The sequence below is a fragment of the Mucilaginibacter sp. FW306-07-L genome (assembly GCF_058782065.1).
This window is the reverse complement of record NZ_JBYSXI010000002.1, coordinates 736,258-752,227: the sequence shown is the minus strand read 5'-3', so window position 1 is coordinate 752,227 and position 15,970 is coordinate 736,258. Positions and strand designations below refer to the sequence as shown.

General features: G+C 43.3%; 15 protein-coding genes and 1 tRNA gene. 8 read left to right on the top strand and 8 right to left on the bottom strand.

Going from position 1 to position 15,970, the window contains the following annotated elements; all coding sequences use genetic code 11:
• The first annotated feature begins 208 nt into the window (after positions 1-208).
• A complete protein-coding gene (locus AC3WJC_RS13515; RefSeq protein ID WP_492399639.1) occupies positions 209-1,294 on the top strand; it encodes a WG repeat-containing protein in 1,086 nt (361 codons plus the stop codon).
• 77 nt (positions 1,295-1,371) lie between these two features.
• A complete protein-coding gene (locus AC3WJC_RS13510; protein WP_492399638.1) occupies positions 1,372-2,358 on the top strand; it encodes a tetratricopeptide repeat protein in 987 nt (328 codons plus the stop codon).
• 54 nt (positions 2,359-2,412) lie between these two features.
• Here AC3WJC_RS13510 and AC3WJC_RS13505 read toward each other — a convergent pair whose 3' ends face one another.
• The 7 genes from AC3WJC_RS13505 to AC3WJC_RS13475 form a co-directional block, all read right to left on the bottom strand.
• On the bottom strand, positions 2,413-2,856 hold the full coding sequence (locus AC3WJC_RS13505) for a hypothetical protein (protein WP_492399637.1): 444 nt from the start codon (positions 2,854-2,856) through the stop codon (positions 2,413-2,415).
• Positions 2,857-3,086: 230 nt separating this feature from the next.
• Positions 3,087-3,159: transfer RNA gene (locus tag AC3WJC_RS13500), tRNA-Phe, on the bottom strand.
• 113 nt (positions 3,160-3,272) lie between these two features.
• A complete protein-coding gene (locus AC3WJC_RS13495) occupies positions 3,273-4,250 on the bottom strand; it encodes a type I phosphomannose isomerase catalytic subunit (protein ID WP_492399636.1) in 978 nt (325 codons plus the stop codon).
• 15 nt (positions 4,251-4,265) lie between these two features.
• Positions 4,266-4,610: a HepT-like ribonuclease domain-containing protein gene (locus AC3WJC_RS13490; RefSeq protein WP_492399635.1), complete on the bottom strand. Its 345-nt coding sequence runs from the start codon at positions 4,608-4,610 to the stop codon at positions 4,266-4,268.
• On the bottom strand, positions 4,603-4,854 hold the full coding sequence (locus tag AC3WJC_RS13485; RefSeq protein WP_492399918.1) for a nucleotidyltransferase family protein: 252 nt from the start codon (positions 4,852-4,854) through the stop codon (positions 4,603-4,605). The genes AC3WJC_RS13490 and AC3WJC_RS13485 overlap by 8 nt, the downstream gene beginning before the upstream one ends.
• A 121-nt stretch (positions 4,855-4,975) precedes the next feature.
• The gene (locus tag AC3WJC_RS13480) at positions 4,976-5,446 is read right to left on the bottom strand and encodes a hypothetical protein (RefSeq protein ID WP_492399634.1); all 471 of its coding nucleotides are present in this window, start codon (positions 5,444-5,446) and stop codon (positions 4,976-4,978) included.
• A gap of 77 nt (positions 5,447-5,523) precedes the next feature.
• Positions 5,524-6,753, bottom strand: coding sequence for an NADP-dependent isocitrate dehydrogenase (locus tag AC3WJC_RS13475; RefSeq protein ID WP_492399633.1), 1,230 nt, complete (start codon positions 6,751-6,753; stop codon positions 5,524-5,526).
• Between the two features lie 193 nt (positions 6,754-6,946).
• Between AC3WJC_RS13475 and AC3WJC_RS13470 the strand changes: the two genes are divergently transcribed.
• The 5 genes from AC3WJC_RS13470 (at position 6,947) to AC3WJC_RS13450 (ending at position 11,217) form a co-directional block, all read left to right on the top strand.
• Positions 6,947-7,660, top strand: coding sequence for a hypothetical protein (locus AC3WJC_RS13470; protein WP_492399632.1), 714 nt, complete (start codon positions 6,947-6,949; stop codon positions 7,658-7,660).
• 76 nt (positions 7,661-7,736) lie between these two features.
• On the top strand, positions 7,737-8,195 hold the full coding sequence (locus tag AC3WJC_RS13465; RefSeq protein ID WP_492399631.1) for a hypothetical protein: 459 nt from the start codon (positions 7,737-7,739) through the stop codon (positions 8,193-8,195).
• A gap of 211 nt (positions 8,196-8,406) precedes the next feature.
• Positions 8,407-8,622 (top strand): hypothetical protein, encoded by a 216-nt coding sequence (locus AC3WJC_RS13460; RefSeq protein ID WP_492399630.1) that lies wholly within the window; start codon positions 8,407-8,409, stop codon positions 8,620-8,622.
• Between the two features lie 77 nt (positions 8,623-8,699).
• Complete coding sequence (locus AC3WJC_RS13455) at positions 8,700-10,442, top strand: S41 family peptidase (protein ID WP_492399629.1); 1,743 nt, start codon at positions 8,700-8,702, stop codon at positions 10,440-10,442.
• A gap of 190 nt (positions 10,443-10,632) precedes the next feature.
• On the top strand, positions 10,633-11,217 hold the full coding sequence (locus AC3WJC_RS13450; RefSeq protein WP_492399628.1) for a hypothetical protein: 585 nt from the start codon (positions 10,633-10,635) through the stop codon (positions 11,215-11,217).
• A 70-nt stretch (positions 11,218-11,287) separates the two neighbouring features.
• On the opposite strand, the gene AC3WJC_RS13445 is transcribed toward AC3WJC_RS13450, so the two are convergent.
• Complete coding sequence (locus tag AC3WJC_RS13445) at positions 11,288-13,405, bottom strand: prolyl oligopeptidase family serine peptidase (protein ID WP_492399627.1); 2,118 nt, start codon at positions 13,403-13,405, stop codon at positions 11,288-11,290.
• Positions 13,406-13,937: 532 nt separating this feature from the next.
• Between AC3WJC_RS13445 and ispG the strand changes: the two genes are divergently transcribed.
• Positions 13,938-15,965: a (E)-4-hydroxy-3-methylbut-2-enyl-diphosphate synthase gene (gene ispG / locus AC3WJC_RS13440; RefSeq protein ID WP_492399626.1), complete on the top strand. Its 2,028-nt coding sequence runs from the start codon at positions 13,938-13,940 to the stop codon at positions 15,963-15,965.
• Positions 15,966-15,970: the final 5 nt, after the last annotated feature.

Below are 15,970 nucleotides of genomic sequence, written 5' to 3'. Positions count from 1 at the left end.
TTTTATTTGAATTATGTTTTTGGAATAATCGTTCCGCAAATATATATTCAATTCGGAATGAATGTTCCATAATAATGTCATCACAAATGAAGATGATAATCGGATGACTTTATATATTATTTCAAGTCACCTCTCAGCTCTACGGTATGTGATTCATAATAAAATCCGCTTTTTAAGGTTATTTATAAACCCGATAAATCTTACACTTATGAAAGCCGGAACACTATTTTTTATCATCTTTTTGTTTGCACCGGGTTTGCTGCTTGGTCAGGATAAAGATACCTGGGTGTCTTTTTGGAACCGGGATACTACTTTGATAGGCTATAAGGACAAGGCAGGCAAAGTCATGATCGAACCTAAATTTTCCGGACTTTCATTGGGGGGCAAATTTGTTAATATTATATCGGTAGTTGAAGACAAGGGTGGCAAATGGCTGTCTTATTACCTTACAAAATCAGGTAAAAAAGTAGGGCAGGATCAGCTATATGTTTTTGACAATACACCCGATTGCGAAAGCGAAGGTTACATTCGTTTCAGGGATAAGGCAACGCATCGTGTGGGTATGTTTAATGCCAAAGGCGATATAGCCATACCCGCGGAGTACGATAACCTGATGCCTGTTGCCAACGGACTGATCCCGGCCCTTAAAGGCGGAACTTTTGACGCAAGCAAAATAGATGAGCATAACCAATATCCCTGGATGGGCAGTAAAGAGGTACTGATAAATGCACAAAACAAGGTGTTAATTGAGGATTTTAGTTACGACCGGGAGCTGAATTTTTATTCATTGCTGATATCAAAGCAACCAAGTGCAGACCCGCTGAGAGATAACTTTAAAAGCCTGACCGGTGAATATTATTCGTTTATTAATTATGATAAGGAATTCAGGGCGTGGTTAAAGGATTCGTTAATGAATAATTTAACCGCTGCCAACCTGCTTAAATCAGCCTACCCTGAAATTTACTATTGGGGTACCGGTGATGAGCAATGGAACAAAAAAAGCAAAGAAGCATATATCGATCAAAACTTCAGTACCATACGGCCCAAATTGCTCGAGTTGAAAAACCCGGCCTGCGAGTATAATGTGTTTACCGATGGGCTTAACCCCTTTATGTATGATTATATCTTAAAAGAGTTTGAAAGGTATTTTGATAATTGCAACTCGGCCCTATCAGGCAAATATCCGGTTAAACAACTGGTGATCACCCACCATATAAACGGCGACATAAAGCAGGATCATTTTGATTTTTTACGGACAGATAGCGGGTATAAGCTTATATCAGTATCCTTATAAATATTATATAGTTTACACATGTTTGTTTGCCGCTTGCTGTCCACCCCATATTTTAAACATTATTTATATTAGATTACATGAAAGCTGTTTTTAAATACTTGCTGACGCTGATCGCCGTTGCCAACTACTGGTCGGCTATGGCGCAGGATGCCAAATTGTACCTAAAGGAAGGCAATGACCTGGCCGGCAAAAAACACTATGCGGAAGCTATTGCCAAGTACAAGGCCGCCTTAGCACTCGAGCCCGCAAACAGCGCGGCCAATTACCAAATGGCTTTTGCGCTAAACGCGTCGGGCAAGGGCAATGAGGTTATCCCTTTTTTGCAAAAGGTAACGGTTTCGGATGCATCGCCGGCAGTTTTATCATCAGCCTATAGCTTGATGGGCAGTATTTATGATAAAGGCGCCCAACCCAAAAAAGCCGTGGAGAGCTATCTGCAGGCTATTAAAGCTGATAGTGCCAATAATAGCTTATATTATAACTTGGCACTGGCTTATTTCAGGGCGAGGCAGTACAACGAGGCAGAGAAAGCGGTGCTTAATGTACTTGCCGCCGAGCCAAAACATCCGGGCAGTGTGCGTTTGTATGCCCTGGTAACCTTTCATCAAAACAAGCGCGCCCCGGCATTACTGGCGCTTTGCCACTATCTATCCATTGAACCCGACGGCCCAAGCAGTGCCGAGGCTTACGGCAATATGCAAAGCATCCTCAAAGGGGGCTCACTTAAAACCGCCCCCGGCGAAAAGCCGCCGGTAGTTAATGTTGCCGACAAGGAGTATAACCAGGCCATAACCAAGGCTATTGCCGGCGTTGGTAAACAGACTAATGCTTCACCTGCAACACTTTTAAGTAAGCAATTAAGCGCCGTGTTTGCCAATATTGGTGCCGTAGCTAAAAAGCGGGGCGATTCATCACAGTATTTCATCAACCTTGCCGCCCATTACGCTCAACTTGCCCAAACCGACCGCATGTTAGCCTTCGCCAATTATATAAGCCAAAGTACTGACAAAGCCGCCGCCGCATGGGTAAAAGTACATAGTGGGCAGGTTGGTGAGGAGTGGTAGGTAAACACACTTTCATAATTTATTAGCCAATTAGCTTACTTAACATTAGAAAATTCACTTTATTAGTCGCTGTTCTATGCGTTCAAGTCGTTTAGCGTTTTCTTGTGTTGTATAGTAATTACTAATTAGAGTAGCTATAGAGATAGCGATTGCAAATATTATCGAAATTGTGGTAATTATTTCTTTAAACCACCGAAATGTGTAACTTCTACCTTCATCTAAATATTTGTTATCATATAATGAAATTTGACCTTTTTGTAAGATTAAATAATAGGGCTCATCCTCTATCCACTCGCAACTTACCTCATTAAGGATAAGCAAGTAATCGATTTGCTCTAATATTTTATGTTTAGGAATCTGTGAAATAGATTCCAATGTTAATAATGTAGTTTGTAAGTCGAAACTATTAAAATCATTAGTGTAGTCGTATGGCTTTGTGCACTCTCTTAAAGCTTTCAAAATCTCATGCCTGATTTTATACTTTTCTCGAATAAACATAGTGTTTTACTTTTTTGGATTTGAATTGATTACTCGTCATTCTTTTAATGTGAATAGCTTTGAATTTAATATCGCGATATAACTATAGAGAGGTCACTTTATGATTTGAGACGTGATTACTGGTTTTGGTAAAGCAAATATAAAAAAACTCAATAGCTTAAGGAAGGCTAAAGTTGGTGGAGTTTGTCAAACGCAAAAAGCCTCTCAGATTTCTCTAAGAGGCTTTTTTGTGGTATCAGCTGGAATCGAACCAGCGACACAAGGATTTTCAGTCCTTTGCTCTACCAACTGAGCTATGATACCGCTCCCGTTTTTGGGTCTGCAAATGTAGCTTCTTTTTTTATTTATCGAAACTTTTTTCAAAAAAACATTCGCAATACGGGTTAACTGCCTGTAATGCAGCTAAAATATTTTTACTAAACGTAGCTCTCCAGTATTTTAAAGCCACCTTCAGTGCTTATCTCAATATGGTTGATGTTTTTTGGCAGCAAAATGCTGTCGCCCATTTTAACATCCAATGTACCGCCATCATATTTAATGGTATAGGCACCGGCCACGCAAACGTGTATCACAAACGAATTGATGCTGCTATAATCGCGCGTAGTGTTCTCGGTAAAATCAAGCACACTGGTGGTGAAATATTCGCAGCTAACGGCTTCTACAGCCTTATTTTGCGTTTGTTCGTACTGGGTTTTGTATTCCGGGTAAAACTGGTAGTCAATAGCGGCCAGGGCTTCTTCAACATGCAGTTCGCGCTTGTTGCCTTTATCGTCAACACGGTCAAAATCGTAAATGCGGTAAGTAATGTCTGATGTTTGCTGAATTTCAGCGATCAGCAGGCCCGCGCCAATGGTATGTACACGGCCGGCCGGTAAAAAGTAAATATCACCGGCGGTAACATCCTCACGGTTCAGAATATCGGTAAGGTGGCCGCTGTTAAATTTTTCGAGGTAAACCTGCTCATTCACTTCCTGGTTAAAGCCGGTGATCAGCGTAGCGCCCGGATCGGCTTCAATAACATACCACATCTCCGTTTTACCGAATGAGTTGTGGCGCTCCTTGGCCAGTTTATCATCAGGGTGTACCTGTATGGACAGATCCTCGTTGGCATCAATAAACTTAACCAGCAGCGGGAAGGTGTTGCCAAAGCGCTCGTACACTTTTTCGCCTACCAATTCGCCCTTGTACTCTTCAAGCAGGTCTGCTAATGAGCGGCCTTCAAGCGGGCCGTTAGCTACTACCGATACATCACTTTTAACACCTGATATTTCCCAGGTTTCGCCGCAGTTTGGCAGGTCGCCAAAATCTTTATGCAGGTAAGTATTTATTTTGTGCCCACCCCAAATTTTGTCTTTGTAGATGGTTTTGAATTTCAGCGGATATAATGTTGACATGATAGTTTATTTATATTAATTGTATTTGTTCAATAATGCGGTGATATGTTCGATAAGATGGTTTAAAAACTCTTCTTTGATAGTCCAGATAATGCTGTAGTCAATGCCGAAATAATCATGTACTATCCGGTTTCTGAGACCTCTGATTTTGTGCCAGTCAATTTCCGGGTTTTCATCCCTGAAACTTTCAGGCAGCCGGTTTGCGGCTTCGCCTATTATTTCAAAGTTTCGAACAACAGCATCAATGGTTTTGCTATCGTTTATAAAATCCTGATAATCTAATTGCCTTGTGTAAGTTAGAATCTTATTCGCGCTTTCCAGCATATCTTCTAATAAGAGGTTTGGCTGACGTTTAGACATAGATAATTTCAGACTCGATTTGTTCGAGGTACTTGGGTTTTATACCACTCTTTGATACGAGGTCAATTTTACGTTTTAAGCACGACTCTAATTCATCCGCCAACGTAATGAACTCTATTCCTATTGGCTTGTTAAAGTCAACTATAATATCAATGTCGCTTGAGTCTTTAAAATCATTACGTACAACTGAGCCAAATAAGCCAATGGAGTTGATTGGATATTTAGATATCAACTCGGGTTTCATAGCTGATAACGTCGTTCTTATTAAATTAAGATGAGACATATAGCAAAGATATGATTTATCTTAATACGCTTGTGTTGCTAATTTATGAGTAACATTCATTATGCTCAACACTTTCGGTTATTTATCTTTTTTTAACCACGATAAAATGACCGCTTTTTAACGAGTCGGTAAAGTTTTGCTGATTGTACCTGAAGGAAGTATTTTCAAAACTGGTGCAGCAATCCTGATCAAGCTTGCGGTTAGCCGCGAATATGGTGTCCTGATCTATCGAGTCAAGCTTTATTATCAAATTGGTTTCGCCACCAAATGGTGTGCTAAAGCCCAGTTTTATGCGATTAGGGTTACTGCCCGTGCCTCTCGGCACTATGCCCAAATTGCCGTTATTAAGTTTTTTAATTTTGGTTGTATCGTAAAAGTTGGGTGTTGCCGGGTTAAGCAGGTCACGGCCGATAGAATCTCTCAACTCAAATACAATAGCCGGTGCCGGGGTAAAGCAGGCCACATTGCCGCAATTGTTACGTACACAGCCGCTGCCAATAAATAAGGTTATAAATAATAGCGGTATTAAACAGTTAAAGGATGTAGGTTTCATGTTTAAATATATTATAAAACAAACAGGCCGCAATATATACTATCGCGGCCTGCTCATTAATAATTATCTCGCTATAATTACTTACCTAATTTAGCTTTCAGGTTTTCATCGATAGCGGCTAAAAATTCCTCAGTGTAAAGGTAATCAACACCGTGCTCAACTTTGGCTTTAGCGGTAATGGCTAAATCCTTGGTCATTTTGCCGCTCTCAACGGTTTCAATACAAACCTGCTCAAGGGTGTGGCAAAAATCAACCAGTTCCTGGTTGCCATCCAGCTTACCGCGGAACTCCAGACCACGTGTCCACGCGAAGATAGACGCAATAGGGTTGGTTGAGGTAGGCTTGCCGGCCTGGTGGTCGCGGTAGTGGCGGGTTACGGTACCGTGTGCTGCCTCAGCTTCCATTGTTTGGCCATCAGGCGTAACCAGGGTTGAGGTCATTAAACCTAACGAGCCGAAACCTTGCGCTACGGTGTCGCTCTGTACGTCGCCATCATAGTTTTTACAGGCCCATACAAAGTTACCGTTCCATTTTAGGGCGGCGGCAACCATGTCGTCAATCAGGCGGTGCTCATAAGTAATACCGGCAGCGGCGAATTTCGCTTTATAATCGTTTTGATAGATCTCTTCAAAAATATCCTTGAAACGGCCATCATATTTTTTAAGGATGGTGTTTTTGGTTGACAGGTATAACGGCCAGCCTTTCATCAGCGCCTGGTTAAAACAAGCGTGCGCGAAGCCGGTTATTGATTCGTCGGTGTTGTACATGGTCAGCGCCACGCCGTCACCTTTAAAGTTATATACCTCGTATGATTGTTCCGGGCTGCCATCCTCCGGCGTAAAGGTTACGGTAAGTTTACCTTTGCCTTTAGCTAAAAAGTCGGTAGCGCGATACTGGTCACCAAACGCGTGGCGGCCAATGCAGATAGGGGCTGTCCAGTTCGGCACCAGGCGCGGCACGTTATTCATTAAAATAGGCTCACGAAAAACGGTGCCATCCAATATATTACGTATCGTGCCGTTCGGCGATTTCCACATTTGTTTAAGGCCGAATTCTTTTACGCGGTCTTCATCAGGGGTAATGGTGGCACATTTTATACCTACACCATATTGTTTAATAGCGTTAGCGGCATCAATAGTAACCTGGTCGTCGGTTTCGTCGCGGTACTCAATACCCAGGTCAAAATATTTTATATCCAGATCCAGGTACGGGAAAATCAGTTTATCCTTAATGAATTTCCAGATAATGCGGGTCATTTCATCGCCATCCAGTTCAACTACCGGGTTTTCTACTTTAATTTTTGACATACTATCTGTTATTAGGTTTTTTAAAGGTTTCAAATATATAAAATACCACTTACGATGCTCTAAATTAAAAACTATTTTAATACCTATGCAATCGATTATTGTAGTGATATATAAGCAGCGTTTTTACCTTTGGCAAAACTATAATCAGTGTTTAGTCGTTTAACGAGCAATACTTTACCACAAGCAATTATCTATGACATTAAAATTTACCAGAATATTTTTGCTAACGGCCCTTGCTGCCATGGCAACCATCACAGCAAAAGCGCAGCTCGGTTTTAATTACAGCCAGCACGATATTGGCATAGGCCTTAGCAATAACCAGGTTTTTGGTGATGCCGAAAAAACAACTTCAACACTGTCGGGCAGTTTAAGCTACAGCTATAATGCTACTCCATTTGTAAACTACATTGTTGAATTGCAGGCGGGTACGTTAAAGGGTGGCGATTCGGTTGAGTACCGCTCGGGCAGGCAGTTTAAAAATGATTTTATAGCGGGTACCTTTCGTGCGCAGTTGCAGGCCGGTGAGTTTATTGATTACTCTAACAGCGCCATAATGGACGCGCTTAAAAATGTATACGGTTCGGTTGGTATAGGGTTGGTATCAAACCGTATTAAAGATGTTTCGCGGAATTCCAATACTATACCCGGTTATTATACGCCCGGTAAAGATAAAAGCACAGAGTTTTATGTACCGGTTAAGCTGGGTTATGAGTACAAAATATTCAATAGCTATAACGAGCCGTCGGTAAAAATTGACTTGGGCTACCAGGTAAATATCATGACGGGCGAAAACCTGGATGGTTTTGATGCCGGCTCGCGCAGGGATATCTGGACACAGCTTACCCTTGCCGTAAAGTTCTCCATAGGCGGGGTTACCTCATACCATAAACCGCTAACGCGCGACTAATAAATTGGCGAAGCCGGTTTGCCTAAAACTTTGGCAAGGTTTTTAATGTTAATCAAATATATTAAAACAGAAACCTATGGACCCTAAAAATCAATATCCGGGCTTTAATGATGATAGTGCGGAAAACGACAAAGATCTGCGTAGCGAAATTGATGGTGATACCAACCGTGATGCAGAAGAGAGTACCTCGACAGTAGGGGAGAACTTGAAATTTAATGAAGATGCCGACAGCTTTGAGCTGGATGTAGAAAGCGAAGACACGGATTACGACCATCCTGATCCGTACAATACCATAGCGAAGAATGGCGATGATTTTGATTCGACCTATGACGAAGCTAACCCTTACGCGGTTGACGAATATATACCAAATGAAAACCTGGAAACGGATGTTGACAATTTAGGTATGCACATTGACAGTGGCCGTATCACCGAGGTTGACCCGGTTGACGAAGCCATATCACGCACTCCTGAAGATGACCGCGACGACCTGGACGAAGAAGGTTATCCTAAAAATGACGGTGAATATTTGAAGTAATCAGATATTGAAATAATATATTGAAGAGCTGACAGTGATGTCGGCTCTTTTTTGTTTAACAATATTTAATAAGCGGAGTGCTGTCATACTTGAAATCATTATAAGCATGCTATTATTCTTTACAAAACATAGGATGACAGATTGTAAAATAGGATACCATGTCTGATAAAAATTGCATTTTTTTATACTTTTGCAACAAACAACTAAAAGCATGGCCGAAATTAGCATTAGCAACCAGGACTGGAACCGCGTAAAAATAAAACTGCAACGCAAGTACAACCATCTTACTGATGCGCAGCTACAATATACCGAGGGGCAGGAAGATAACCTCATTACCCGCATAATGGATCTCGTTAAGCGCGACCGTGATTATGTGGTGTTCACCCTTAAAAAAGCGCTGGTTAATATTGATAACAACCGCTTGTAAAATTTAAGAGCCCTCCGTTAAAACCGGGGGGCTTTTTTGTACATTTATATTTCAGTATAAATACGAATACCGGCAACGTGAAGATCAAAGAATATAAAGTACAGTTACTACTAAGCGGTATAGTTGCCGCGGCAGCTATTACCTTCGGTTTTAAGGACGACCTTTTCCAGATATCAAAAAACCTTGATGTTTTTGCCTCGCTGTATAAAGAGGTAAACATTAATTATGTTGATGATATCAATTCGGCCAAGATGGTAAAAACCGGGGTTGATGCCATGCTTAACGGGCTTGATCCGTACACCGAGTTCGTGCCTGAATCAGAAATAGAGGATTATAAGCTGCATTACATCAGCACCCAATATGGCGGTATAGGTGCATCCATATTCACCCGCGACGAAAAGGTTTATATATCTGATGTATTTACGGGTTTCCCCGCGCAAAAGAATGATGTACGTGCCGGGGATCAGGTTTTAAAAATTAACGATATAACCCTCAACGGTAAAAATAATGAAGAGGTAAGCCAGTTACTTAAAGGGCCTAAAGGCGCGCCTATAAAAATTGTTCTAAAACGCCCCGGCGAAGCTAATCCGATAGAAAAAACATTGCTGCGTGATGAGATAAAGCAGCCTAATGTAAGCTATTACGGCATGGTTGATGGCAACATGGGCTATATTAAACTTGATAAGTTTTTAGAACGGTCAGCCGAGGAAGTGAACAATGCGCTACAGTCCGTTAAAAAGAACAACCCGGCGGGCATTATTCTCGATCTGCGCTCAAACGGTGGCGGTATTTTACAGGAAGCTGTAAAAATTGTGAACCTGTTTGTACCAAAGGATGTAAAGGTGGTATCGCAAATGGGTAAGATAAAAGAGAAAAATTATGTATACGCCACCCAAAGTTCCCCGGTTGAGCTTAACCTGCCCCTGGTGGTGCTGGTAAATAACCGCTCGGCATCAGCGTCAGAAATTGTGGCCGGTACCCTGCAGGATCTGGACCGTGCCGTGGTGATCGGTCAGCGGAGTTTTGGCAAGGGTTTGGTACAGCAATCGTTCAGCCTGCCTTATAATAGTTTGGTTAAGATAACGGTGGCTAAGTATTACACCGCATCCGGCCGTTGCGTACAGGAACTGGATTACGCCCACCGTAAAAATGATGGCAGCGTGGTTAAGGTAGCCGATTCATCCATCCATGAATTTAAAACTAAAAACGGCCGCTCGGTATATGATGGCAGCGGCGTATCGCCGGATATTGAGGTGAAGCGCGATAAATACGCCCGTATTACCCAAACACTGGTAGGCAAGCTGTTGATATTTGATTATGCCACCCAATACAAAAACACCCATCCCAAAATTGCCGACTCGCGCTCGTTCTCGCTTACGGATGCTGACTATGATGATTTTGTGAAATACCTTTCGGGCAAGGATTACAAGTACACCACCGTTACCGAAACCCTGCTGAACAGCCTGAAAACGCAGGCCACTAACGAAAAACAGTTTGGAGAGATACAGGCTGAATATGATGTTTTGCGAAACAAGCTGCTGGCCAGCAAAGGCAACGATTTAAAACAGCATAAGCAGGAAATAAAGGAATTGCTGGAAAATGAAATATCCGCCCGTTACTATTACGAAAAAGGGCGGTACGAAACCCATTTTAAGTATGACAAGGAACTGGCCGAAGCCATAAAAACCATGCAGGATAAAACACTGCTCACTTCGGTACTTAGCGGCAAGGGGAAATATAAAACCATCGGCAAGCCACAGTTAGCTGCCATGGCAGTTAAAAAAAGTACCGCTACCAGTGATGATGAGGATGATGAATAAGCATACCGATACACTATCGGTTAAATATTTTAATTATAAAATCATATATCAAAATTCAATACACAAAATATTGATTATTTTTTCGCATTGACTATCAATTATTTACACCTACGCCACAGCTATAAACAATAAGTGTTTAAACTTTTTATAGCATATCATTGTCATACCTACCAAACAATGATATAACACTATGAAAAAGTTCATATTAACAACCGCCATAGCATTAAGCTTTTTAACCATACAAAAAGCAAGCGCGCAATTAAGCGTTAACATAAATATTGGCAGCCAGCCGGCATGGGGACCTACGGGTTACGATTACGTAAATTATTATTACATGCCGGATATTGATGCCTATTATGATGTACCCGCACGCCGCTATGTATATTTAGATAATAATGTTTGGGTACACCGCAGATCCTTACCGGCACGTTACAGTAATTACAATTTGTACAATGGCTATAAGGTAGTGATAAACGATCGCGACCCATGGCGTAACCATACCGTAATACATAATAAATATATTACCTACAAAGGCCGCCCAAGCACAACTGTAATTCGTGATAGCCGCGATATTAAATACACCAAGTACCGTGGCCACCATACCAAAGTTACCCATGTAAAGTACAAGCAGCGTGGCAGAAAAACTCCTCTGCTGAAAAGGAACGACAACAAACACAGTACACCGCTTTTAAAGAGGAATTCAAATAAACACAGAACGCCTTTGCTGAAGCGAAATTCGCACGAACACAAAACACCTCTGCTGAAACGCGGATGAAATTAATGTAAAAGCGAAACGGCTGCCCTTGATAGAGCAGCCGTTTCGCTTTTACATCAAGATAAAACTATTACCATTTAATGCCCATGTTATAAAACATGAACGACCATTTATCGGCCTGCTCACTTATTACCTGGGCGGTTGAACGGCCCGCGCCATGGCCCGCGTTGGTTTCAATACGGATCAGGATCGGAGCTGCGCCTTTCTGCATTTCCTGCAAACGTGAGCCGAATTTGAACGAGTGCGCAGGTACTACACGGTCGTCATGATCGGCGGTGGTAATCATAGTAGCCGGGTAGCTTGCCGGTTTAATGGCATGGTATGGCGAGTATTTGTACAGGTACTCAAACATTTCTTTTGAATCTTCGGCCGTACCATAATCATACGCCCAGCCTGCACCCGCGGTAAATTTATTGTAACGCAGCATATCCATCACCCCTACCGCCGGGAAGGCCACCTTACACAGGTCAGGGCGTTGGGTAATGGTAGCGCCTATCAGCAAACCTCCGTTAGATCCGCCTGAAACAGCCAGGTAATCCTTCGAGGTGTATTTGTTTTTGATCAGGTATTCTGCTGCCGCGATAAAATCATCAAACACATTCTGCTTGTTGAGCTTGGTGCCGGCAAGATGCCATTTTTCGCCATACTCGCCGCCGCCACGAATGTTTGGTACGGCATAAATACCGCCATGCTCCAGCAATACAATGTTCGAGGTGCTGAAACCCGGGGTCATGCTCGCGTTAAAGCCGCCGTAGGCGTAAAGCAGTAACGGGTTCTTGCCATTCATCACGGTGCCTTTTTTATAGGTGATGATCATCGGTATTTTGGTGCCATCCTTTGAGTTATAGAATACCTGCTTTGATTCGTACAATTCAGGATTAAATTGCACGCCTGATTTTTTATATAATTCAGATTTACCGGTAGCTATATCATACTTAAATATGGTTGACGGGTAGATATATGAAGTAAAGGTATAATACAATTCCTTCTCCTCCTTTTTAGCGCCAAAGCCACCTGCCGAACCTACCGAAGGCAGTTTGATGTCGCGTTCCAGCTTGCCGTTCATATCATACTGCTGTACAAAGGTGGTCGCATCTTTAAGGTACTCGGCAAAAATCTTTCCGCCGCCGGTTGATACATTTAACACATTCTCCGTTTGCGGTATCAGATCCTTCCATTGAGATGATTTCGGGTTCTTAAAATCAACCGTTACCAAACGATAGTTAGGCGCGTTAAGGTTGGTATGGATGTACAGCTTATCCCCAACGTTGTCAACAACGCTGTTATCGTTATCGAAATTATCTACAATATTGATGATCGGGCTGCCCGGTTTGCTCAGGTCCTGAATATAAAGCTCATTACCACTGGTTGATGTCGCCGCGCTCAGGATCAGGAAGCGTTCATCCTCAGTTAAACCCGCACCAATATAACGGCGTGGTGTTTTATCGCCGCCAAAGATCAACTTATCCTCGGTTTGCGGTGTACCCAGTTTATGGTAAAATAGTTTGTGGTATTGGGTTAATCCGGCCAACTGACTGCCCTCTTTCGGCTTATCATAACTGCTGTAGTAAAAGCCATCGTTACCATGCCATGCAGTGCCCGAAAACTTTACGTCGATCAGCGTATCGCCAACCACGCTTTTATCATCCGTTTTTAAAACGATCACCTTGCGCCAGTCTGACCCACCTTCAGAGATCTGGTAAGCGGCCAAGCTGCCATCCTTGGTAAAGCTGATGCCCCCTAACGAGGTGGTACCATCCTTTGAAAATTTATTAGGATCAAGGAAGATCTCCGGCTGGCCATCCTTTGCCTGCCGCCATAATACCGATTGGCTTTGCAGGCCATCGTTTTTATAATAATAGGTGTATTTGCCTTCTTTAAAGGGGGCGCTGTACTTCTCATAGTTCCACAGGGCGGTAAGGCGTGCTTTTATCTGTTCGCGGTAAGGTATCTGCCCTAAATAGTTTTGGGTAACCTTGTTTTCTTCCCGCACCCAGGCTTTGGTATCGGCAGCGCGATCATCTTCCAGCCAGCGGTAAGGGTCTGGCACGGTAGTGCCAAAATACGTGTCGATTACGTCGCCTTTTTTAGTTTGGGGGTAAGGTAGTGTTTTAATATTCATGGTTTGTGCATGCGTGTAACCGTATAGCATTACGGCAACGCCAAGTAGTGAGGTAAATTTTTTCATCAATAATAAAAGTTATGAGGCGTAGCAAGATACAAAAATAACCCTCCCCGTGGTAATCAACGGTGTTTTTACGAATTGTACTGCGAAGATTAAGAGCCGATGCTCTAACCATCGTCAGTCTGCTCTTGGCCGCAGAGGCCAGTTACTTTGTCTTAGACACAAAGTAACCATACTAAGCGTAGCGATCTCATGAACGCCTTAAAAAACAAATAATAATGTGAATAACGTCAAGCCGGAAAAAACCTTCATCCGCACAGGCCATACTCCCGGCCCGGTTTTCCGGCAGGCCAACGCGCATTTTTTATTTAATTGGAAAGAAGCATAAACCATTCATAACCTATAATTCCGGCCTCTTAATTTTCGGGCAGCAGGTTGATGCACTGACTTTCATAGAAAATTAAAAAGCCGGCGATTTTTCTTTCTTTTGATCGCTCAAAAGAAATTCAGGATAGGTGATGAATATGCTTTGATTATTTTAACATGCCTTTGGCGTTACATTTTCGTACTTTTGTTTAAATATATTTCTGATTGCATGAATGCTGATGCTGTAAAGCTGCTGCAAGGCCGCTACTGTAATTCGTTAACTGAATACTCGCGCTTTGTTACCCGTGAAGTTAAGATAGGTGATGTACCGATGGGCGGCAATAACCCCATCCGCATACAAAGCATGACCACTACCGACACTATGGACACCATAGGCACGGTAGAACAATCCATCCGCATGATTGAAGCCGGTTGCGAATACATACGCATTACCGCGCCCAGTATTAAGGAAGCCCAAAACCTGGCCGAGATAAAAAAGCAACTGCGCATGCGCGGCTATAATGCCCCGCTTGTTGCCGATATACATTTTACCCCCAACGCCGCCGAGGTGGCCGCACGTATAGTTGAAAAGGTACGTGTTAACCCCGGTAACTATGCCGATAAAAAACGCTTTGACGAGATAGATTATACCGATGCCGAGTACCAGGGCGAACTGGAGCGGATCTACCAAAAATTCGCCCCGCTGGTAAATATTTGCAAAGAGTATGGCACGGCCATGCGTATCGGTACAAACCACGGCTCACTGTCCGACCGTATTATGAGCCGTTATGGTGATACCCCGCAGGGCATGGTGGAGTCGGCTATGGAGTTTATAAGGATTTGCGAACTGCTGGATTACCGCAACCTGGTGGTTTCCATGAAATCGAGCAATCCGCAGGTAATGGTGCAGGCTTACCGTTTATTGGTTGAAACCATGGTGGCCGAGGGCATGAATTACCCGCTGCACCTGGGTGTTACTGAGGCCGGCGACGGCGAGGACGGCCGCATTAAATCTGCCGTGGGCATTGGCACTTTATTAGAGGACGGCTTGGGCGATACCGTACGCGTATCCCTCACCGAAGAACCCGAAGCCGAAGCCCCCGTAGCCATCGCGCTGGTGGAGCGGTACAATAAGCGTAAAGCTGAAAGCAGTATTAAGACCATGGACCATAGACCATGGACCATGGACGCGAAGCATAACCCCTACGAATACAAACGCCGCGAAACCCACGAAGCCAACGCTTTTATTGGAGGGCACATGGTGCCGAGGGTTGTGGTTGATCTGTCGCGGGCTAATTTGAAAGACCCATCGATATTAAATGATGCGGGTTACCTCTATTCGCCCATACTGGATAAATATAACATGGCCGAGCAGTCGGTTGATTTTGTTTACCTGGGTGATAACCTACCCTCATTCAACTTTCCGGGCAACCTGAAACAGTTGTATAATTATAGAACATGGTCAGGCTTAACCAATAAGTTTTTATGCCACCCGGTGTTTACGCTGGATGAATACCTGGATGTTTCGGCCGACCGATCATCGCCTTTGAATTTGGTGCGGGTTACGGCTGATGATATGCTGAAAGATGATTTCGCTAACATCCCGAATGACGGGTCGTTAGTATTTGTGCTGGAAACTGACAAAGCGCACGGCATGGCCGATCAGCGTACGTTCTTTTTCAAGCTGATGGAGCTGGGGTTGAATACTCCGGTGATTGTGAAAAGGAGTTATGACCTTATAGTCGATAGTCCATCGACCATGGACCATGGACTATCGACTATGAACCAAAGCATTACCCTACTCCAGCTCTACGCCGCTACTGATATGGGCGCTTTGCTGGTTGATGGTTTCGGGGATGGTATCTGGATAGATGCGCCGGGATTACCCACGCAGACTATTACTTCAACTTCGTTCGGCATATTACAGGCTACCCGCTCGCGCATCTCAAAAACGGAATATATATCATGCCCAAGTTGCGGGCGTACTTTGTTCGATCTGATGATCACCACGCAGATGATCCGCAGCCGTACCAGTCACCTTAAAGGATTGAAAATTGGTATAATGGGTTGTATCGTAAACGGTCCCGGCGAAATGGCCGATGCCGATTACGGCTATGTAGGCTCAGGCACTGATCGTATTACCCTATACCGCGGCAAGGAAGTAGTTAAAAAGAACGTAACATCTGAAAACGCGCTGGACGAACTGATCAACATCATTCGTGAAGATGGTAACTGGATTGAGCCGGTAGAGAATTAAATATC